Genomic DNA, 22,172 nt, shown 5'->3' with positions numbered 1-22,172 from the left:
GAAGCTCCGCTGTTCCATGTAAATTTAATTTTATCCAAAAACCTGATCCATCAGCGCAAACACGGCATCATCCGTTGCATAGATGTCCGGCGTACGGACATTTTTGCCGTCCTGCATTGAGTTAAGCGCAGGATCGGTATACTCCACCGCTGCCTCGGCACGCCGCCCGAAATTGCCGCGGCGGTCGAGCGAAGCGTTCTCATACACATACTCGTCGGGAAGCATCTTATTCTGCGTCATGATATTGTAGTAGTTTGCATCAGGGATATAGGGTCCTACATGCAGTGCCGCCGCGTTCGCGGGATCCTGCACAAAGCGATAGTTCCGATAGACCGTATCACCAACGCCGGGACGATAGTATCCGTTAATCGCATAGTCACCCATACGCAGACGTGCGTCCGGAGAGTCATAATAGATTTCTCCCGGAAGAACCTCATTGTTGACCATACCGTCACCGGCATAGCCTGTGCCGCTCGGACTGCCCGTATAGCTGTCACGAGGCGGAAGTCCTTCGTTGATCCAGATGGTCTTAGGATGAGACTTCAGCATGATGTCCACGGGGTTGATGCGCCCGGTGGCTGCCGTCACGTCATGACGGATCGTTGTTTTCCCCGCCGAGGTCTGCGGCGAAACCGCATGACCATTTTCATCAATCAGCTCATAGTTGGCAGTCTTGTCCCCCGAGAGGAGCAGCTTATAGATCACATCCTTGTTCTTGACTTTCCCTGAAGCATAGTCTTCCCATGCAACATTTTTATCGACAAACTCCGCCGTACTGTCATTCTTGATATCGCTGTCCACAATACCGTCGGCTCCATGTTTTCCGTCGGCGCTGTAGTGCTTGAAGTTGACCAAATCCTTCCCTTGTGCGGCAATATTGGATGTCCCGTCATAAGTCTTGATCGGTGCAAGCGACTTCAAATCGGCAATCAGTTTGCGCGGTGTAATGTATCCGCTGTTCGCCGCCGTCTTCGTAAAGGTATGGCCTCCGATGATCTCAAAATTTCCGCCCGTATAGGTCAGCGCATAGGTGACATCGTGCGAAGCACCACCGTTGACATTCGCATTGTCGTAGCGGGTACTTGCCGTATTGACAGTCAGATCTTTTTTCAGATCAATCGTTTGTGTTCCGATTTGATAGGTCGCCCTGTTCAGATAGTTTTTGACTGAATCGGCTTCTGCTTTGCCATTATACTTGACGGACGTATCTCCGTCATACTCCTTCGTGGCGTTCTTGAAATCAAAAGTGATATCATTCTTATTGATACTGCGCGGATTGATACGCCCCTTTCCTTGTGCTGCGGTATAGCTTACGGTGCCGCTTTCAAGACGATAGTTCTTCGCCGTATTTGTAGTATCGCGGCTCTCATAATCCGATAGTGCAGCATCAACCCCCGTATAGGAGACCGCCTTGTCCGTGACGTCCCTATTTGCATCACGGCTCACATTCGAATCGGCATATGCGCCTTGGATTTTATCCGCTGCGGTCTGATCAAGACTCAACGTATCCCCGTTCACAACACCATAGAACGTTATATCGCTCGCTAAGATATCCTTGACAGCAGCCGTGCCGTCATAATCCTTGACCTTGCGTGCGACATCCACCGTCAGCGTTTTTCTGTAAATATCGCCTTTCCCTGTCGTAGTCCCTCCGCCGACCGTATAGTTTGCCATCGCCGCTGCATCACCTGAGAGCGACAAGGTGTAATTGACATTGACCATATTGCTGCTGTGCTCATCACGAGCTTCGGCTGTTTCCTTTGTATCTGTAGTTGCATTCTTGCCCGCATATGTTCCCTGCACATTGAGATGAACTTTGCCCTTATCTTTAGAAACAATAAGCCCCTCATCGTCCTGCACCATTTTATTGATGAGTGCTTGATTCTCAGTGCTGAGCGCCTGCGTTCCGTCGTACTCTTTATAGATATGCTTGGGAATCTGCGCGGTAAGGTTGCGTTGAGTTATATTACCCGCATATTCTTTAGGTACAATATCTCCGCCGCCAATCAGTTCAAAATTATCCGTTTTGATCTGGATCCCGTATTTTACATTGTTTGCGAACGCAACATTCTCATCGTTATACTCAGCGCTCTTCAGCGTAAAGTCCGCAAGATTAATCCGATGGTGAACACCGCCGATTTCTACGGTACTGTTTGCGCCGAAGTACCGTTTGACATCCTCCAGAGTGTCACTGCCGTTATACTTTACCTTTCGTGTGCCGTCATATTCCTTTATTGCGGCGCCGGCATCAAAATGGAATTGATCAGCCGAAAGCTGTGCCTTTGTGATGGTGCCCTTCCCATATGCAGTGTCCTCAACCTCATAGTTCCCCGCATAGGTTTGAGCGGCAAGAGTATTTTTTAGGCTGCTGTACCGGACATCTTTTCCGTTCTCGATGACTTTCTTTGCGGTGTCCGATACGACGTTCGGATTCGCTTGGAATGAGTCGTCCGTATTGCCCGTACCATATTCGCTGGTGACACTCGTCGTATCAAACGAGCTCTCCACAACGCCGTCTGCGTCAAGGGTTGACTTCCCGCGTCCGTCGCTGTTGTCCGCGATAACATCCGATATATTCTTATCCGCGTTATTCGCCGTCGTATCATACTGCTTTCTTACATTAGCAAAGGTAAGTGTAAGCTTGCGCGGGGAGATTGTTCCCTGTGCGCCGATGTTCAGTCCGCTCTCAGCGTTGACCGTTGTCATCCCATATTGGAGCCGATAGTTCTGTCCCGCCGAACCGGCAATCTTGACGTTATAGTTGATATTCTTCGCTGTCACATCGCCATGCGCATCACGCACGACATTCTGATCCGCGTAGCGCGCCGTGATATTCATCTGCGCACCGTCGTTCACGGCTGTGCCGTTCGACATGCGTACGAGTTTGCCGTCGTTCGTCGTGCCCGCTGCATAGGTGACGTTGCCGAGACGATCGTCATCGGTGAACTTACTATAGTGGTTCGTATTCGTATCGACGAGATCGGCGTTCGCATCATAGATTTTGTCGATGCCCGTCTTTTGCTTGAGATCAAGGTTGATCGTGCGGCGGTCGATCGTGCCGTGCGTCGTCGCATCGAAGATATCTTTCCCGTTGTTGGTAAAGTTATTGCTCTTGATGCGGAACCGATATGTCACAGTGTCGGGTGTTCCGTTCGTCGCGTTCGGACTGGAATAATGTGTATTCGCTACATCCATCTCGACATCGTTGCCCAGAGGGATGTAATGTCCGTCCACTGAGGTGACGCCAATATTCGAAATATAATTTTTTACAGCGTTCGCATCGCTCGATCCATTATACTTGACCACGGTCGTACCATCGTATACTTTATGTGCGTCATGTGCCGTAAAGGTCACATTGTTGCCGTTAATCTGTGCCTTGTCAATACGCCCTTTGCCGTAACCGGTATCCGCGAACTCATAGTTGCCCGCATTCGTACCGAGAGCCGTTCCCATTGCTCGCTGAATGCCGCGATATTGAACATTCTTATTCGTTCCTGCATTCGGGTCGGCGGTAAATGTCGCGTCCGTCGTGCCTGTTCCATAGTCGCTTGTGATGCCCGTCAGACCTACAAGCTTATTAGCTCCGTCCACAAGCCCCGCATTGTCGGTATTGAGCACAGCCGCGTCGCCTGCATTTGAAAGAGACGGTGTGATCTCAGTATTCCCCGATACGCCGTTATACTGCCGTGACACATCGGCAAATTTGAGATTCACCTTACGTTTTGTGATTGTGTTGTTATTCGTCGCATAAGGCGCTGTAACCGCCGTGCCATTGACCTTGATCGTGTAGTTGCTCGCATCCTCCGTATTGGTTTGGATGGTATAGTTTACGGTTCGATTGCCCGTGCCGGCATTCTTATCCGAGTAGACTGCCGTCGTTGTATTCTTATCGCTGCCGACAAGTCCCTCGAGCGTTACGAGCTCATCTGCACCTGCAACAACCTTGCCTGCACCGTTCTTAGCGGCACCGATGACATTCGTCGTTGCGTCGTAGGTCTTTGTGAGAGATCCGTTGATTGTCGCATTCACAGTCTTCGGCGTGATGATGCCCGTTCCGGTCGCCTGGAGTTCCGTGCCGGAAGCAACGACAAAGTTGCCGTTGTCACTGCCTGTATCATAGGCGAGTTTGTAGGTAACGCCCTGTGATGTCCCGTTATTAACATTCGCCGTGGTATCATAATCCGCACTCTTGACCGTCACGTGATCCGTGCCGACGCTTACCCAGTGCGGTACGGCAATCGTGCCGAGATTGACCTCTGCATTCGTAATATAATTCTTGATATCCGATGCGGCGGCAGATTCGTTGTGTTTGACCGTTTTCGTGCCGTCGTAAACCTTCGTCGCCTGCGATGCGTTAAAACGCATATTGCCTGCATTGATGGTAAACGGCGTGATCTCGCCAAGTCCCTTTGCCGTCTCGGCGAGGTTGTAGTTGCCTGCATCCGCACCGCCGAGCTTGAGATTCGAGTAGTTGACCCAGTTCTTCTGTGCGGTACCGTCAATGACCGCTGTTGTTCCGTCGCCGCGGACATTTTTACTTTGGAACGATTCGGCATGTCTGTCGAGCGTTACAATATCGCTCCCGATCACCGCGCCCGCGGTAAATCCAACGTCCCCGGGCTTGACATTTCTCGTCCCGTCGTAGACCTTTGTAATCTTTTTGAATGCCCCCGAAAGATCCTTCGGCGTGATCTTGCCTGTTGCGGTAAGGGTCAATCCGTCCTCTGCGTTTATCTTGGTACCGGCTTTGTTAAAGGCATAGTTGCTCGCATTACCGCCTGTAATCGTGATATTGTAAGTAACATTCTTATCAATCACATGGTTACCGGCATCGCGGGCGACGTTCTTATCCGTATACCGAGACGTGATTGTAAAGCTCGTTCCATCTGTCGTTACGAGCTTGTCCTCTGCCTTCGAGCCGTCCGCATATCGCACATTGCCCGATGTGTCAGTCTCCGCAAAGGCGTTCCAATGCCTATCCGCAGTATCGACAAGATTCTCACTGCCGTCGTACACTTTGTTGATGCCGGAGTTCTGTACAAGCCCGAGCGTCAACACACGGCGCGTAATGGAACCATTCCCCGTCACCTTTGCCGTACCGCTCTCAAGGTTCTGTCCATTGAGCGTATAATTTTTAAGAAGATATTCGTTTCCGGGAGCGGTCAGCGCAAGGACGTTATAAGCTACCTTCGCAGCGTCGGCGACATTCGACGTATATGTTGTCCCATCAGACTTCGTAAACTTTGCCCCACCGGTACCAAGCGTAAAGAGTATTTTCCCTTGATCCTGCGTGATCAGTCCCGTACCCGGACCACTCGAAGGACTCAGAGACCAACCTGAGTCTATTTTATAGTCGCTCGTACCGTCATAGGTCTTCGTCGCATTCGAGGCATTCCCTTGCGTATCCACAACCTGGAAATTGTTCGGATTAATATTGCGGCGGTTGATCGTCCCTGTTCCATAGACGGTATCGTCCACTTCGTAGTTCTTCGCATCCGAGCCGTATGCATCAAATGCACTCTTTAGTCCGGTGTAACGGACAGTATGGTCTGTTCCGTTGCTCGCATTACTGTCTGCCGTAAACTCCGACCCTGTCCCGCGTCCGTAATCACTCGTGGCCGCTGCAGGTGTTGCCGTACGTGCCGCTTGCCATTTCGCAGACAGATCCGTTGCCGAGATGTTGTCGCCCGCGAGGATCGCATTAATGACAGAACTCTTTGGATCATCCGTAATACGGTCGACCGTGATATCCGCATTTGTCGAGGTGCCGTCATAGGTCTTTTCAGCGCGGCGCATTTCCATATTCAGTTTACGCCTTGTGATCGTCCCCATGTTGTTTTTCAGACCGAGAGCCGCCGTCACGGTCTTGTTGTCACCGGAGCCACCGATCGTACTAATAACAGAATTTGCAGCATCTACGATCTGATAGTCGTCCGCATATTTTCCTGTCAGCTGTGCCGTATAGGTGACATCCTTCGTTGTTACGCTCCCCGAACCGTCATAGGCGACATTCTTGTCCGCATAGAGCGCAGAGGAGGTATTGGTCACCGTGCTGCCAGTGGAATCCGTGATCAGCCCTGCAAGGCGGACAACAGCCCCTCCTGTCTCATCATTCCGGTTGCCGTCCGTATGCTCAGCCTTACCGTCGTATCTTTTACTGATCCGCTGCTCCGTTGCCCGGAGATTCGCAGGGGTAATAGACCCCGCCGCCGTGACATGGGCAGAGTTATCACCATGGACATCTTCGAGATTTTTGAGTGTCCCGGCGGTCTCCTGTGCTGTTGTACCAAAGGTATAATTTGACAGGGGGCTGTTCGCAGCATCCGACGTCCGCGCCTCAACATCATAGGCAACATAGTGTGCTTCGGACACATGCGATGTCGTATGATCTCCGGCAGCATCGCCGGAGAATTTCCCTTTTGTGTTGTTTTTTAGGGCAAACGTCACTTTCCCATAGTCATCAGCAACGATTCCCGTATCCCCCGATGCATGCTCGGCAGTGAGATATGCCCCGGGTGCAAGTGTGTGATAGATATTCCCGTCATAGACCTTCGTTGCGGTTGCAACTGTATTATCTGAGTTATAAACCTTAAATCCCGACGGGTCGATGCGGCGCCGCGTAATCTCCCCTTCACCGTACTGTGTATTCTCAATGGAATAATTTGTACCGAGCGAATTACCGATACCTGTATACTTTACCGTGCGGCTCCCCGCATTTTTATTCGCTGTAAATGAGGCTCCCGTGTTGTCGCCAAATTGACTGGTAACGCCTGTCGTTGAGAAGCTTGCTGCCGTAATATGATCAGTATTAAACACCGCACCCGAAAGACCGTCATCGAGAGACGATACTGCTATTTGGGAGTTGGATACCGTACCGTCGTAAACCTTCTTCGTCTTGCCGAATGTTACCGTCACGGAACGCGGCGTAATCTTGCCGAGTCCTGTCAGCGATGTCGAGCGTGAAACCGTCGTCGTGTTAGGTGTTGTATCGAACGTATAGTTGTCCGCCTCATCTGCATTCGCAATGGTAAAGGAGGCATTATAGGTAACATTCTGTGTTGTAGGAACACCACCCGAATAGGCGACATCCTTTGAAGCATACGTCGCTGTTGTGGTATTCGTTATAGTATCGCCCGAGACAACGCCGCTCAGCGTGACGAGTGCATCACCCGTGATCTTGTTTCGGTTTTCGTCCGTATGATCTGCCAGCGCGTCATATACTTTTGTAATCGGATCACTGCTCTTCTTCGTCGCCGTGAGCATCTTCGGCGTAATTTTCCCTTCGCCCGTAGCGCTAAAACCGGTCGCTAATTCATTGGCACGGGTCTTATCGGTGATATAGTAGTCGGAGAGCAAATGACCTATGCCATCGGCATCCACGTGACTATCGGCTTTTCCGACAACGTCATAGGCGATCTTCTTTGCCGTCTTAACGTCCTTCGAATCGGTCGTTCCGTCAGCCTTTTTGAAATGCCCTATGCCGTCTCCCGTTAGGTCAAACGTAATATGCCCTTGGTCACGCGAAACAATCCCCGTATCTCCCGTTGCTCCTGCATTCGTAGAGAGATAGAGGCTATCCTTGTCAAATGTATAGGTGTTATTGCCGTCATACACCTTGGCGGCGTCTGCAGCTGAGTTATCGCTCTTCTTATAGACTTTGAAGCTGTCTGTCGTTATCTTACGTCGCTCGATTGTTCCGTCAAGATAAACGTCTCCGCCCGTGACCTCCGTTTCACTGCCGCCTTCGGGTGTATAGAACAACTTATAATTTTGCGCATCTGTCCCCTGTAAAGTGACGCCGGAATATTTGAGCTTATGATCACCCGCATGGATTTGCTTATTCCCCGACGCATCCGTATAGGTTGGGTCGGTCGTCGCGGCGAGGTCGACATTATCCCGCGTCCCCCCGTCATCTGTCATAATCTCGCCTGTTGTCCCGGCGGCAATCGTTTTATTCAACGCGATATTCGGTGTCCCACCGGACTGGAGCATCGCCGCATCCACAACCGTACTCGTGCCGTCGTAAACCTTAGCGTCCGCCTTTTTCTTTTGGATGGTGAGATAAAGAGGCGCCTTGGTAATGGTAATCTTGCCCTTAATATTAGTGAGCGAAGCGCTGTCGAACGTATAGTTTTTGGAGTCCTCTTTCGTACTGTCGAAGTCGATGGAACCGCCAAAGGTAACTTCCTTATTTTTTCCGACGTTCTTATCCGCCATTCTTGCCGTCAAATGCGATGTATCAAGTCCAACGGAATGATCCGCCAGGTCGTCTGCGGTAATTCCGGATTTTCCACTGCCCTTCAGCGCTTCCTCAAATTTGGCTTTGACATCCGTCTTGCCGTTGTAAACGCGCGTAAGCGTCCCTATATCGTTGGGGGCGAGGCTGACTTTTCTCTGTCCGATGGTGACATTCACGCCGCGCAGGTTCGGGCCGTGCTGATCCGACCAGACGATCGCCTTCGTTCCCGCGTTGCGGATGCCGTTCGCTTTATCGGCCGCCGAGTTCGTATAGGCATATTCCTCAATTTTATTCGTATCGACGGACGGCTCATATTGAATCTTTGATTTGCCGCCCGGCGTATCGGGCGTATCCGCATCCACAATGCGAAGATATTTGCTGTTATAGGTCAGCCCCGTAACATCCGCGCTGTTGTTGGACTTCGGCGTATTTTCCGTATCGCCGACAACGGATCCGTCCTGATTGAAATATCTGTAATTGTACGTTGCCGTCGCAGTCCCGTCCATAAACGCAGTCAAAAGCGGCGTCGTGCGCCCCTCATAAATGCGCCACTTCGCCCCCGGATCACCGTTGTTGTTGATGTCCCAGCCGCTGTAGGTGGACGAGGACTGTGCGTCATACTCGTCAGATGAGGGAGTTGGACCGGTGATAACAGGTTTCGCTTTCCCTGTTGTGGAGTCAATAATATAATTCCCCGATACCTTCGCTGACGTGAACGATTGCGTCGTGGAAAACTTATTTGATGTCGTATAAGAATTTCTGATCGTCGTCCCATCATCCGGATCAATGACGCGAATGAAATAAGAATCTCCCGCTACCACACTTTCCGGTTTATTATATGTGTTCGTTACCTCTGTTCCGGTATCTGAAAAACCAATAATACCGCCGCCGATTGAACTAATCGCTGAGGTATTATAGGATCCGTCAATCTTCGTGTTTTGTGTGCGTCCTACGATTCCCCCAAATCGACCGCTCTCCCCCGTAATAGAGCCGCCCTCTACATAGACATTTTTCAGTACGGTATTGCCGGTCGCCTCCCCGGCGATTCCACCTGCCGTATTGACCTCCCCACCTGTATTATTCCCCGCAATTGTCGGGGCAACGACCCCAAGATTTTCAATTCGAGCGCCGCTGACCCTGCCAAACAGCGCCGCATGGTCAACCCCTGTGATATTTAGATTTCGTATCTTATAAAAATTCCCGTCAAATTTTCCTGTAAAAGCCGCATAGGTATTGCCGCCGATTGGCGCCGTAACGCCCGTCATATCAATATCATTCTCGAGCATATAGTTGCCCGCCAAATTCGTCGTATTGATATTACTCATTTCAGTTGCATTACTGACGAGCCGGTAGTAATTGTTTGCCGCGGTCGCCGCAGAGCCATTTACCGTATATCCCGACGTCGGCGCCGTCGTCTTATAACCGATATGTGCCGTACCATCGTTTGCAGTATCCGTACGCATCACAACGGAGGAACTATGCACATCTGCCGCGTTCAGGAAGCGAATGCTTTTCCCCACAACTTCAACACTCGTCGCGTTGATTGTGCCCATATTGACAACATCGGCTTTCCCAACAGGCGATGCTCCAAGAGGGTTAGAACCGTCCCATGACGTCATGGCGCTGAGCGCGGCAGTATCCTGTGTGGAGACATGAAGGGTTCCGACATTCACACTCGCCGTCTTACCGAAAATAACGCCGTTCGGATTGACGATATAGACGTTATTTCCCCCCGTAATATTTCCATCAATTACAGAGCTGTTTCCGCCGCGGACAATATTCAAGTAGTTGTTGGTCTGCGCCCCGCCGTCATATTGAACAATTTCTCCATTTCCCACAGAGTAATCCGCCCAACTGATGACATTATTGGCATCGGACGCCGTGATACTGGTCGTTGCTCCTGAACGAGAAACCACGGCACTCCCCGCGAGGTTCTGCTCCCCCGTCGGCGCGGCAAAAGAAATCTGCGGGATCAGAAACGCCCCCGCCATTCCTGCAAACAGTGCATAGCGTATATTTTTCCGCAATTTCATCATCCGATACGCGCTCATGTTTCTCTCCCCTTAACTCCCCAACTCGATCAATACTTACTTTGCTTATATATATTTTATCGTATGATATAGATGATATTATAATATCATAGAAACCTTAAAAAAGGCAAGAAAAGCTAGGACAATATTCCCAAAATCATATTATTGCTATCATTAGGCGCGCATAGTGCATCAAGGGCACGGCAACGCCGTGCCCCTACAGGGCGCGCGTACATCGACGCTATCGGATGCATATCGCAGGGCATGCGTATATCGTTACGATTTCTTACTTAATTGTCATAGCCGATGCACATAAAAAGGACGCGACTCATGCCACGTCCTTCGAGTTTCTATAATTTTACTTGAGAAGGCTCAACACTGAACTCGAGTTTTGATTTGCCTGTGCCAGCATCGCCTGTGATGCTTGTGTCAACACGTTATGCTTCGTATATGCCGTCATTTCTTTCGCCATATCGGAGTCACGAATCGTAGACTCGGATGCCTGTACGTTCTCGGATGCCACGGTCAGATTGCTGCTCGTGTAACCGAGACGCGTCTGCACCGCACCGATAGCGACCGCCTGATCTGTCGCCTTAATTAAGGCATTCTCAAACACGTTAATGGCAGCATTTGCAGCTTCCTTCGTTGTGACTTGAATTTTTGGTCCCCTGCCAACGACATCAACACCGGCAGGAAGTGTGCCGCCATGCCAGCCTGCACCGTTATCTGACTGAAGCCCAAGTGCGACTGAACGCATATCTGTAAAACCGACTTTCGTTGCCTGATTCGCCCGTGTTCCCGTCTGGAGCGTCAAAGCATTATCCGGTGACGGATTCTGAGCACGTACTGTTTCTTTGAACGCATCAAGCACCGCATTAACTTCGTTGCGCATATGCCCGTTGCGATCCTTCACGGCAAAGGTAACGCCCGAAATCTGCCCATTAACGCCCGGATTAGATGCACGAATGGTAATTGCCGGTTGATTATCCGGCGTATGAACTTCTTTGCCATACTCATCTATGCCTACTTTAGATGTTCGGCTATAGTAAGAGGCATCGGTATTTGTAATAATATTAATTGCCGCTGCAAGATCGTTTGTTCCAACGGGGTTCAACGTGCCCGTATAGGTCACACCGTTTCGTGTCCATGAAGCTGTAAGACTGTCCGTCGGATGGATGCCGACAGGATTTCCGTCTCTCCGAACCAAATTCGTTAGACGCGTGATGCTTGTTGTATTTGTTGCCAAACTCATATTCGTAAAGCTCGAGTATGTCCCCTGACCTGCATCACCGTTCACACTCATATTGTGTGACCCGTCGATGAGATATTTCCCGTTGTATGTCGTGAGCGCGTTATCATCGATTTGATCAATAAGTTTGTCGACTTCTTTTTGGATCAGCGCACGATCCTCGTCCGTATTCGTATCGTTCGCAGCGTTAATCGCTTTTTCCTTGAGCGTCTTTAGGATCTCGATCGTGGACTGCACGGCGCCCTGCGCCGTGCGCATCAGCGCGTTGCCGTTGTTCGTATTGGCGTTGTCCTGATCGAGCGCACGCACCTGCACGCGCATCCGCTCGGAGATCGCCATCCCGGACGCATCGTCACCTGCGCTGTTGATCTTCATCCCGGAGGAGACTTTTTCAAGGCTTTTGGACAGTCCGCTCTGATTTTTATTGAGCGTGTTCAGCGTGTTCACCGCCGATATATTGTTTTTAACCACCATCGCCATAAAGACTGCCTCCCTGAACGAACTTTTCCTTTTTTATTTATCCCCCGATCAATGCCGAGAGATATTATACGTCTTCTGTGTGTTATATCGAAAAAAAAGCGCAGTGACTTAACCGCACGGTGTGAATTTTTTCCTGGATATATGGTATAATATGCACGTTGGAAATATGATGATAGGGGGTATCCGTCATGGAATGTGCAGCATTATTCGAAACCGGAAGAAGTCAAGCAGTCCAACTCCCGAAAAATTTTCGTTTTCATGGGAAGGAAGTATTCATACAGAGGCTAGGAAAAGCTGTGATCCTTGTTCCAAAAGAAGATGCTTGGGAAACTTTTTTATCCGGTTTGGAAGAGTTCACAGATGATTTTTTTGCCGACGGACGGGGGCAAGATGTTCCTTCTAATAGAGATGCGCTATGACTTATATGTTAGACACCAATATTTGCATCTACGCGATAAAAAATAAGCCCCGTCATGTGTTGGCACGACTAAAGCAAAATCTTTCAAGAGGAATCTGTATTTCATCAATTACGCTTGCTGAGCTGGAACTAGGTGTCTCAAAAAGTGCATATCCTGAAAAGAATAGAATCGCCCTCATACATTTTCTAGCGATGCCTGATGTTTTCCCATTCGATGATACCGCCGCTGTAGAATATGGCGATATATGTGCCCGGCTTCAAAAGCGGGGAACTCCTATTGGCACAATGGATACATTAATTGCCGCTCACGCGCGTGCGGCGGGGCTCATTTTGATTACGAATAACGTCAGAGAGTTTGAGCGTGTCCCCGGTCTCCGAATCGAGAATTGGGCGCAAGACGACGTGTCTTGAGATAATCAGAAAAGGATCTTTAATGCCTCTAAAAAACTTTTCTTCGGTGCGCTCGGTATCCTCAGTTTCGCACTGGGTGTCATCGGTGCATTCCTCCCGGTGCTCCCGACGGTGCCGTTCATTCTCCTCTCGGCATACTGTTTTACGCGCAGCTCACGCCGTCTCGACGCATGGCTGCGCGGAACGCGCATCTACAAAGAGACAATGGCTATCGCACGGGACAGCCGCAACGGGATGACGGTACGGCAAAAACTTCGCATCATGATTCCCGTGACCATCCTCATGGGGATCTCTTTTACGTTCACGGATCATCCGCATGCGCGCGCGATAATTAGTTTGGTATGGATCGCGCACTTGATTGTGTTTGTGTTCCGAATTCCGACAAGGGGATAACCCCGACGCCATCATCGGTAAGAGAACGGCATAATAATAACCAGCTGCAAAACGAGACTGCCCCGGCTGCATTTACCATGCAGACGGGGCAGTCTCGTTTCTATACGAATCCCGTACAGGTTTACTTATCTTGGAAAAGATCTGTGGAGAGATAGCGGTCGCCGCCGTCCGGGAGAAGGGCGACGATGGTCTTCCCCTCGAACTCGGGACGCTTTGCGAGCGCGACGGCTGCCGCGAGTGCCGCCCCTGACGAAATGCCGATGAGGACGCCCTCGCGCCGCGCGAACTCTTTGCCGTAGGCAAATGCATCGTCATTCGTTACGCGGAGGACTTCGTTATATACGCTCGTATCCAGTGTCTTTGGGATAAAGCCCGCGCCAATCCCCTGAATCTTGTGAGGTCCCGGCTTGCCGCCCGTGAGAACAGGAGAATCGACAGGCTCGACGGCAACGATATGGACGGAGGGCTTTTGACTTTTCAGATAGTGCCCGACCCCGGAAACGGTACCGCCCGTACCGACACCTGAGACGAACGCATCAACTGTGCCGTCGGTATCCGCCCAAATTTCGGGTCCCGTTGTGCGCTCGTGTACGGCGGGATTCGCGCTGTTCTCAAACTGCGACGGGATAAAGGAGTTCGGGGTCGCGGCGTGTAGTTCCTCCGCCTTTGCGATCGCACCCTTCATGCCCTGCGATCCGTCCGTGAGAACGATCTCTGCGCCATATGCCTTGAGGAGGTTGCGGCGCTCAACGCTCATCGTCTCCGGCATGGTGAGGATGGCACGATAGCCGCGCGCCGCCGCAACGGAGGCGATGCCGATGCCCGTGTTGCCGCTGGTCGGCTCGATGAGGGTTGCACCCGGGGCAATCTTGCCGTCCTTCTCCGCCTGCTCGATCATGGCGATGGCGATGCGATCCTTAACGGAACCGGCAGGGTTGAAATACTCCAGTTTGACGAGGAGGTTTGCCTTCAGTCCGTGCGCCGCCGCAAACGACTTTGCTGCGAGCAGCGGTGTCCGCCCGATGAGTTCCGTAACGCTCCCGTAGATTTTTGCCATGATTCATTCTCCTTTATTTTTGATTTCATAAAGTAAACATATCTAAAAAGTATGTTTATAATATATACCGATTCAAGCATGATGTCAATAGGGCACGGAAATAATTTTACAGTACAAAAAGCCGCACATGGCATCTCATACCATGTACGGCAATCATAATGAAGTCCTGCCGCTGAATCTCGCCATTAAACAACAGGACATCCTCTAATATTTAGGTAGGTTCAAAATACACTTTGACGCGTTCCCCTTGGTCGACGATGTCGTTCACGCTGAGCGACTGCCTGACCGCCGCGCCCGTGCCCTCGCTCTCAAAGGAGAGTCCGCGCTGCTGTGCCAGACGTGCCGCCTCGCGGATCGAAAGCCCCGTAAAGTCGGGGACAATCGCCTTTCCTTCGGGCGGCGCGGCGGCGGATTCGAGCCGCTGTTCCTCCGCGGCGCTGCGCGCGTTTTTTTGCTCCTGTGCCGGCTCGGTGAAGGGATTGCTCGACGGCTCCACATGCGCGTAGCGCAGGAGCTGTGTAAAGATGCGCGAGGCGACGGGCGCCGCGATCTGCCCGCCGTAGAAATTGCCGCCGTGCGGGTCGTCGATCATGACGAGCACCGTAAAGATGGGATCCTCGACGGGGGCAAAGCCGCAGAAGGACGCGATGTAGTGCCCTTCCATATAACCGCCGGCATCGAGACGGATCTTCTGCGCCGTGCCGGTCTTGCCCGCGATGCGGTAGCCCTTCACCGCCGCCTTGGCGCCGCCGCCCGTGGCGACAACCTGTTCAAGGAGACCGATGAGAGTGCGGTCAACCGTATGCTGGAGCGTGGTGCGAATCTCCTGCGGCTGGCGTTCTTCGTAAATAGAGCCGTCCGGGTTGCGGATCTCACGCACGATGTACGGGCGCATGAGTGTGCCGCCGTTCGCGATGGCGGACATGGCGGTCACGAGCTGGAGCGGCGTCACGGCGATGCTCTGCCCAATGGCGGTCGTCGCGATGTCAGAGTCGAGCATCGATTCGGGCTTGAAGAGGATGCCTTCCTCCTCGCCCGGCAGGTCGATGCCCGTCGCCTCGCCAAATCCGAAGAGACGCGTGTAATGCATGAGCCGCTGCGCGCCGAGCGAGAGCCCGACCTGCGCGAATCCCGTATTGAGCGAGTTCTTCACGATGTCGGTGAACGTAACGGCGCCGTAGCTCTCGTTGTTCCAGTTTTGGATGCGCTTCCCTGAAACCATGACATAGCCGGGATCCATAAAGACCTGATACGGCGTAACGATCCCCTCTTCGAGCGCGGCACCCGCAACGATCGCCTTAAATGTCGAGCCGGGCTCGTAGATGAAGGAGACGGCGCGGTTCTTCCAGCTCTCGGGAGGATAGTCCCAAAATTTATTAGGGTTATATGAGGGGCGCGATGCCATCGCGAGCACCTCACCCGTCTTGGGATTCATGACGACGGCGGTGATGGACGCGGGATTGTTCTCCGCCATGGCGCGGTCGAGTTCCTGTTCGACCATGAACTGAATCGTACTGTCGAGCGTCAATACCGCGGTTTTGCAGTAGTCGCCGCGGTAAGTGCGGCGGCTGAAAAAGATGGAGTCAAAGATGGGACGCCGCTGTCCGTCGACGGTGAGACGTTCCTCGCGCACCTCCCCCTTGAGCAGGGGATCAAGCGCCTGCTCGATGCCGTCGAGCCCCTTGTCGTCGATGCCGACGAAGCCGAGTACGTTCGCGGCGAGCGCGTCGTTCGGATAGTAGCGTTTTGCTTCGTTCTGAAAGCCGAGGCAGTCGCTGTAGCCCTTGGCGCGGATGACGGCGCGCACCGCCTCGTACTCGTCATGCTCAAGGCGGCGTTTTACCCACACGAATCCGCCGCCGACGGCGATGTCGTCGAGGATGTCCTGCTCCGTAAGTCCGATGAGCGGCGCGATATCGGCGGCAATTTCCTCCGGTTTGTGCCCGTCGTAGACGTGGTTGGGGTCGATGAAGAGAGACTTTGTCATGCTGCTGACGGCGAGTTCTTTTCCGTTCCGGTCGAGGATCGCGCCGCGCAGCGACTGGATACGGAACTCATAGCCGCTCTGATCGCGCATCCGCTGTGCGAGCTCATCCCCCTGCGCGATTTGCAGGTAGGCGTATCGCCCCGTCAGGATGACGAGGATCGCAAACATCAATATCGCCACACATCCAATGCGGCGCTGCACAAGCCCCCGAAGATTTTTCATACGCTCTTTGCCGCCCCCATACACAGTATTCCTCCGCTATCATAGCATAAAAAGAGAGAAAAAGAAAACTGCCGCAGCACACTGCGTGCACTGCGGCAGTTTTTCCTGTAAAAGCACCGAAGTCAGTGATGTTCCTTTTCCGCCTGTGCGATCTCCTCGCGCGTGACGACGCCCTCGGCGATGAGTTCTTCGACCCATGCGCCGTGATGATGCGCGGCGTACGACGCCTTGATGGTGCCGCTCGTCATGCCGTGCAGGGAGTCGGGATTGACGCCTGCGGCGAGATAGATGTGGCCGAGCGCGGCGGCAAAACAGACGGCCGCGGCGATGCTGTGCACGGGAATCGCATACGCGGTGATCGTCGCCGGGAGGATGCTGTCGCCCATCCAAAGAATGACGCCCGTCACGGCGATGACGACGGAGAGCGCGAGCTGGAGGGCGATGTTCATCTTCTCGCCGCCGTTGTAGAAGCCCTGCGGCGGCATGTGGGGATCCTTTCCCATCAGCTCGATTGGGAACTTCTGCATGAACTCCATGTCCTTCTTGCCAAAGCGGAACACTTCTTTGATCATGGTCATGTAGCCCTCGCGCGCCATGAAGAACCCGATGATCGGGGTCATGATGAACACGACGCCGAACACACGGTGCGCGTACATGAGTGTCTTATCGCCGAAAATGTGATACATGAAGCGGAAGCTGTCCGAGTAGAGCGGCAGTGCCGTCAGGAACAGCATGAAGAATGCAAACGCGTTCATCCAGTGACAGACGGCGAATGCCATCTTATGGCGCGGCACATATTCTTTGTTGATCAACATGCTGCTCACCCCTTCTCCTGCTCTTTTGCCTGCGCTTTTGCACGCGACTTGACGATCTTGCTGAGCACGATGGCGCCCGCGATACCGGCGGCGGCGCCGCCGATGGCGAGCTTCGTGAACGCGCGTCCCGCTTTCCAAAGATCGATGGAAAGCGGCGTGACGGGGTTCTCCGGCAGACCGAATACGGCAGGCTTCTCGGGCAGCACATAGATCATATGCGTTCCGCCGACGCCCTCGGGGCTGTAGATGTTCGCGTCGGGATGCTTCTCTTGAATCATCGCAAGGCGTTCCACCGCGAGCTGTTTCATCTCCTCGATGGTACCGAATTCGAGTGCGTGCGACGTGCAGGTCTTCGCGCACGAGGGCTTAAGGATCTCACCTGTCGTCTCATAGCCGTGCGCGATGCGGTCGTAGCAAAGATCGCATTTCGTCGATTTATGCCGCACCTCGTCGATTTTTGGAATATGCCACGGACAGTTGTGTTCGCAGTAATGGCACCCGATGCATTTGTCCTCATTGATGACGACGGTGCCGTTCGGATTGCGGTCGATGGCGTTCGCGGGGCAGCCCGCGGCGCAGGCGGGATTGCCGCAATGGAAGCAATTTTTCTTGAAGAAATCCCAGTGGAATTTCCCCTTGTCGTCCACGCGCTCTTTCATCTGGATGAGCGTGTAGACGCGCGAGCTGAGATCTTTATGCGATTGGTACTGCCCTTCGAACGGGGTGTCCATATCCGGCGGCAGGTCGTGCCATTGTTTACACGCGACCATGCAGCCGCGACACGCGGTACAACGCGACATGTCATGCAGCATTGCGATTTCCTGTGTCATGATGTTCGCTCCTCTCCTTCTCTATATGGAATCGAATCCTCTATTCTAATATTGGGTTCCCCTTTTTATGAAGGCCCTTTTCCTCGGCGAGGAGGTCGAGATGTACGCTCGCCCAGTCCTGCCGATAGATATAGTCGTCGTCGCTGCCCTCAGCGGGGCCGCGGCACGTCTTGATGTAGCTGTCGCACGCGTCGCAGATGTCGAGCCGTATGCGGTCGTCGTTCTCGGGCTCAAGCGTGCGCATCTTCTCGAGATCCGCGTTGCCGCAGTAAACGCAGCCGACGCGTGCGTAGAGCCATTGAGTTCCGCAGCCACCGCAAATGAGGTAGCGCGCCCTGCCGTCACGGAATTTATGCAGATCCGCGAGTACCGGCCGACGTCCGCAGACGGGACAGTAGTTCTGCCGGAACTGCGGCCTGTCCGGATCCGCATCCCATGCCTCCGGCTCTTTGAGTGCAAGCGGTACAAGTGCGGCGATGATGCGCCACGTCGTACTGCGGACGAACCCCTCGTTGAGGTTGTGCCGTGCGCACAGTGCCGCGAATGCGGGGGCGTCCTGCAATAGAACTGCGGTGATGAATTCTTCCTTTGCCGTCTTTCGCAGCGGTTTCAGCACGGCGAGGTATGCGCGTGCCGATTCCCGCATGAGGGGCGGCACGTCCGCCCGCGCGATGCGGTCGTATACTTCCTCCTGGATCATATAGACCGCGCGCACCATACGGCGGCGATAGGTCTCCTGCTGGAGAATCGGCAGCTTCTCCGCGAGGGTCTTAGCCGCCGCGCGCGCGGGGAGCTGTATCGGCTCCGGCGCGCCGACTGCGGCATCGACCGTGCGGTAAACACGTTCTGTTTCCTTGAGGAAGGGATATTTTTTTAGGAAGCGTTTCATCGGATCTGTTTTCTTAGCTTTCATACAAAGGGTCTCCTCGTCCTGTCGGACGTTTGTTCTCCATCCTTTGACCGTTGCCGCGGTCGGAAAGCTATATCCTTTCGACGTTGGCGAGGCAGGCCTTAAACTCCTGCTCCTGCACGTTCGGATCGAGCGCATCGATCGTCAGATAGTTGCCGGAGGGGCCTGTCGACAGCCCCTTGAACCCCCAGTTGTAGGGGAGCCAAATCATATGCGTCTCTTTGCCGTTGACCATGAGCGGTCGGGCGCGCTTGGTGACCATTGCCTTGACCTCGATGCTCGCGCGTGTCGTGCTGACGCGGACGCGGTCACCGCCGCGAACGCCGAGCTTCGCGGCGAGTTTATCTGAGATCTCGACGAACGGCTCTTTGACCAGCTCGTTGAGATAGGGGATATTGCGCGTGATCGTGCCGGAACACCAGTGCTCGGTGAGACTCGATGTGCAGAGCACGTACGGGTACTCGTCGGGCGTTCCGATCTTTTGCAGTTCGGGCACGCGCGGATAGATGACGCAGGGGTTGAATTGTGTGCGCTGTCCTTCGTTCATCATGTTCTTCGTCGGGCTCTCAACCGGTTCGTAAAACTCAGGCAGAGGACCGTCAACGGGAACGTAGGAGTGATCGCGCGTCTCGCCGTTCTCAACGTCGCTGTACTCAGCGGCAAAGAGGCGGGCGATGCCCTCGCCGTTCATGCGGAACGGCTTCTGTCCGCCCGGGGTGTTCGGTCCCTGCGTGCGGTCGCCGACATCGGGGACATCGTAGCCGTCCCACATGCCCTTTTTCTCGTCCCACCAGACGAGTTTCTGCCCCGGCCGCACCGGTTTGCCGTTCTCGTCACAGGAGGCTCGGTTATACAGCATGTGAATGTTGTCCGGCCAGACCCAGGCGAAGTTCGGATAGATGCCCATGCCGCCCTCGTCCTCCTGCCCGCGGCGCCGCGCCATATGGACGCCGTCGCCGTAGACACCGGTGAAGATCCACATGCCCGCCATCGTCGTGCCGTCGTCGCGGATCTCGCGAATGCCGCGCAGGAGATGGCCGTCCTTTAGATCGTAGCCGTTGCATTCCTTCATGACGTTTTCGACGTAGGTCTGTCCGTCCTCGGGGTCGCCGTAGTTCCACGTCATCATTTTGATCACGTTGTCTTTCGGATCGGTCGAATCCTTGTAGAGTTCGACGATGCGTTTCCACAGTTTGTCGCAGATCCAGTAATCGGGACGCGAATCGTTCGCGAGGTCGGGACCTTTCATGCGCCATTGGATCATGCGCATGGAGTTCGTCATCGTGCCGCAGCGCTCGAGATAGGAGCCCGCCGGCAGGAAGATGACCTCGGTGTTGATGTCCGCGGGATTATCGCCTGGACGCTCCCAGAACGCCGCCGTCTCGTTGACGAAGACGTCCTGCACGATGAGCGTGTCGATGCCCTTGAGCCCCTTGTTGACGATGGTGAGGTTCGCATTCGTCATCTGCGGGTTCTGACCGCAGACGTAGATCGTCTTGACCTTTCCCTCCATCGCCTTCTCGAACATGACGTACATGGAATCGTTATGCGTGCCGTTGCGGATCGGGAGCGCGTTGAACATATAGTCGTTCGCCGCCGTCGCCGCGTCGCCGAACCACGCTTTGAGGAGGTTCTTGAGAAATTTCGCGCGGAACGTACCGTTGTGGTGCGTCCACTTCGCGAGCGTATCGTCCGTGTGCGTTGGGTACGAAAGGTACGCGGGATAATACTGGAACATGATGCCGTAATCGGTCGAGGATTGTACGTTCGGCTGCCCGCGCATCGCGTCGATGCCGCCGCCCGAGACGCCGATGTTGCCCATGAGGAGCTGGATGATGGTGAAGCAGCGCAGATTCTCCACACCGACCGTGTGCTGCGTCATGCCAAGCGCATACATCATAACCGTCGGCGTAATGGTGGAGAACAGCTCCGCGGCTTTCTTAATGTCCGCCTCGGGCATCCCCGTGATCGCCGCCGCCTTTTCGAACGTATAGCGTTGGAAATGTTCTGCGAGACGATCCATGACGGTGTTCTTTGCCGCCATGCTGCTCGCCTTCATCGGTTTGCCGTTCGCATCGACTTGATAGCCCCATGTCTCTTTGTTATAAGTCCGTGTTTTTTCGTCGTAGCCGGAGAAAATACCGGCGTCAAATTCGTAATCGTCGCGCAGGAGACAGAAGGCGTTCGTGTTCCGCCGCAGATAATCGGCATCGTATTTTTTGTTCTGGATGATGTAGTTGATGATAGCGCCGAGGAAGACGATATCCGTCCCCGGACGAAGCTGGAAGAAGTGATCCGCAACGCGGGATGTGCGCGTATAGCGGACGTCGACATGGACGACGATGGCGCCGTTGTCGCGCGCCTCCATGACGTTCTTCATCGCCATCGGATGGCATTCCGCCATGTTTGACCCTTCGATCCAGATCAGCTTCGCGTGTTTCAGATTGTACCACGAGCCGGTCATCGCGCCGCGGCCAAACGCGGCGTTCAGCGCGGGCGGCGTGGTCGCGTGGCAAACGCGCGTCTGATTGTCGATGTAGACGACGCCGAGCGCGCGCGCCATCTTGATGAGCTGATAGCACTCCTCATTGTTGACCTGCGAGCCGCCGATGAAGGCGATGGCGTCCGTGCGGTTGCTCATGAACTTGTAGCCGTTCGCTTCGTCTTGACCGACCCAGTGCTCGTCACGCGCCTTCTTCAGCGCGCGTGCCGCGCGGTCGATGGCCTCCTCCCAGCTGATCTCCACCCACCGGTCGCTGCCGGGCGCGCGGTACATCGGACTCTTCGGCCGCTCCGCCGAGTTTGGGATGTGTCCGTAACCAAGCCCCTTCGGGCATAGTCCCCCGCGGTTCACCGGATGATCCGGCGCCCCTTCGAGATTGATGAGTTTCCCCTCTTTGACGTAGCCGAGCGTACCGCAGCCGCAGCCGCAGAAGTGACAGACGGAGGTAAATTCGCGTCCCCCCGACAGCTTATACGTCTGTGCAGCCGCTTTCACAGGGGCAACGTCGAGTCCGAGACTCGCCAGAGCCAGCCCGACGCCGCTTAGCCCGGTGGCTTTTAAAAAGTCACGTCTGCTAAAGTTCATCGTGATTCTCCTTTCTCATCGGCGGATGTGCCGCCGATAGGCT

11 protein-coding genes are annotated in these 22,172 nt (G+C 53.8%); 3 read left to right on the top strand and 8 right to left on the bottom strand.

Annotated elements, in window-relative coordinates; all coding sequences use genetic code 11:
- Window positions 1–30 precede the first annotated feature (30 nt).
- A complete protein-coding gene (locus HMPREF9162_RS09870; protein WP_009439146.1) occupies window positions 31–10,290 on the bottom strand; it encodes a YDG domain-containing protein in 10,260 nt (3,419 codons plus the stop codon).
- A 337-nt stretch (window positions 10,291–10,627) separates the two neighbouring features.
- Window positions 10,628–11,998 carry a flagellin gene (locus tag HMPREF9162_RS09865; RefSeq protein ID WP_009439214.1) on the bottom strand — a complete coding sequence of 457 codons (1,371 nt, stop codon included), beginning with the start codon at window positions 11,996–11,998 and terminating at the stop codon, window positions 10,628–10,630.
- A 188-nt stretch (window positions 11,999–12,186) separates the two neighbouring features.
- Between HMPREF9162_RS09865 and HMPREF9162_RS12530 the strand changes: the two genes are divergently transcribed.
- Genes HMPREF9162_RS12530 through HMPREF9162_RS09850 form a run of 3 tightly spaced genes read left to right on the top strand, consistent with a single transcriptional unit; the run spans window position 12,187 to window position 13,220 of the window.
- Window positions 12,187–12,417: an antitoxin gene (locus HMPREF9162_RS12530; protein ID WP_037350592.1), complete on the top strand. Its 231-nt coding sequence runs from the start codon at window positions 12,187–12,189 to the stop codon at window positions 12,415–12,417.
- Window positions 12,414–12,827: a type II toxin-antitoxin system VapC family toxin gene (locus HMPREF9162_RS09855; RefSeq protein WP_009439226.1), complete on the top strand. Its 414-nt coding sequence runs from the start codon at window positions 12,414–12,416 to the stop codon at window positions 12,825–12,827. Before HMPREF9162_RS12530 ends, HMPREF9162_RS09855 begins: the two co-directional genes overlap by 4 nt.
- Window positions 12,828–12,842: 15 nt before the next feature.
- Window positions 12,843–13,220 carry a YbaN family protein gene (locus tag HMPREF9162_RS09850; RefSeq protein WP_037350590.1) on the top strand — a complete coding sequence of 126 codons (378 nt, stop codon included), beginning with the start codon at window positions 12,843–12,845 and terminating at the stop codon, window positions 13,218–13,220.
- Between the two features lie 121 nt (window positions 13,221–13,341).
- Here the strand turns inward: HMPREF9162_RS09850 and cysK are convergent, their stop codons facing one another.
- The 6 genes from cysK to fdnG all read right to left on the bottom strand — a co-directional run bounded on the left by cysK (window position 13,342) and on the right by fdnG (window position 22,129).
- Window positions 13,342–14,277 (bottom strand): cysteine synthase A, encoded by a 936-nt coding sequence (gene cysK / locus HMPREF9162_RS09845; RefSeq protein ID WP_009439236.1) that lies wholly within the window; start codon window positions 14,275–14,277, stop codon window positions 13,342–13,344.
- A 211-nt stretch (window positions 14,278–14,488) separates the two neighbouring features.
- Window positions 14,489–16,486 carry a penicillin-binding protein gene (locus tag HMPREF9162_RS09840; protein WP_037350605.1) on the bottom strand — a complete coding sequence of 666 codons (1,998 nt, stop codon included), beginning with the start codon at window positions 16,484–16,486 and terminating at the stop codon, window positions 14,489–14,491.
- A gap of 122 nt (window positions 16,487–16,608) precedes the next feature.
- The gene (locus tag HMPREF9162_RS09835) at window positions 16,609–17,301 is read right to left on the bottom strand and encodes a formate dehydrogenase subunit gamma (protein ID WP_009349833.1); all 693 of its coding nucleotides are present in this window, start codon (window positions 17,299–17,301) and stop codon (window positions 16,609–16,611) included.
- 5 nt (window positions 17,302–17,306) lie between these two features.
- A complete protein-coding gene (locus tag HMPREF9162_RS09830; RefSeq protein WP_009439259.1) occupies window positions 17,307–18,131 on the bottom strand; it encodes a 4Fe-4S dicluster domain-containing protein in 825 nt (274 codons plus the stop codon).
- Between the two features lie 40 nt (window positions 18,132–18,171).
- On the bottom strand, window positions 18,172–19,044 hold the full coding sequence (locus tag HMPREF9162_RS09825) for a formate dehydrogenase accessory protein FdhE (protein WP_009439199.1): 873 nt from the start codon (window positions 19,042–19,044) through the stop codon (window positions 18,172–18,174).
- A 67-nt stretch (window positions 19,045–19,111) separates the two neighbouring features.
- Window positions 19,112–22,129 carry a formate dehydrogenase-N subunit alpha gene (fdnG, locus tag HMPREF9162_RS09820; protein ID WP_009439270.1) on the bottom strand — a complete coding sequence of 1,006 codons (3,018 nt, stop codon included), beginning with the start codon at window positions 22,127–22,129 and terminating at the stop codon, window positions 19,112–19,114.
- Between the last annotated feature and the right edge of the window lie 43 nt (window positions 22,130–22,172).

Origin of the sequence: Selenomonas sp. oral taxon 137 str. F0430 (assembly GCF_000183625.1) — a bacterium.
GTDB lineage: Bacteria > Bacillota > Negativicutes > Selenomonadales > Selenomonadaceae > Centipeda > Centipeda artemidis.
This window is presented reverse-complemented; position numbering and strand designations above follow the sequence as displayed.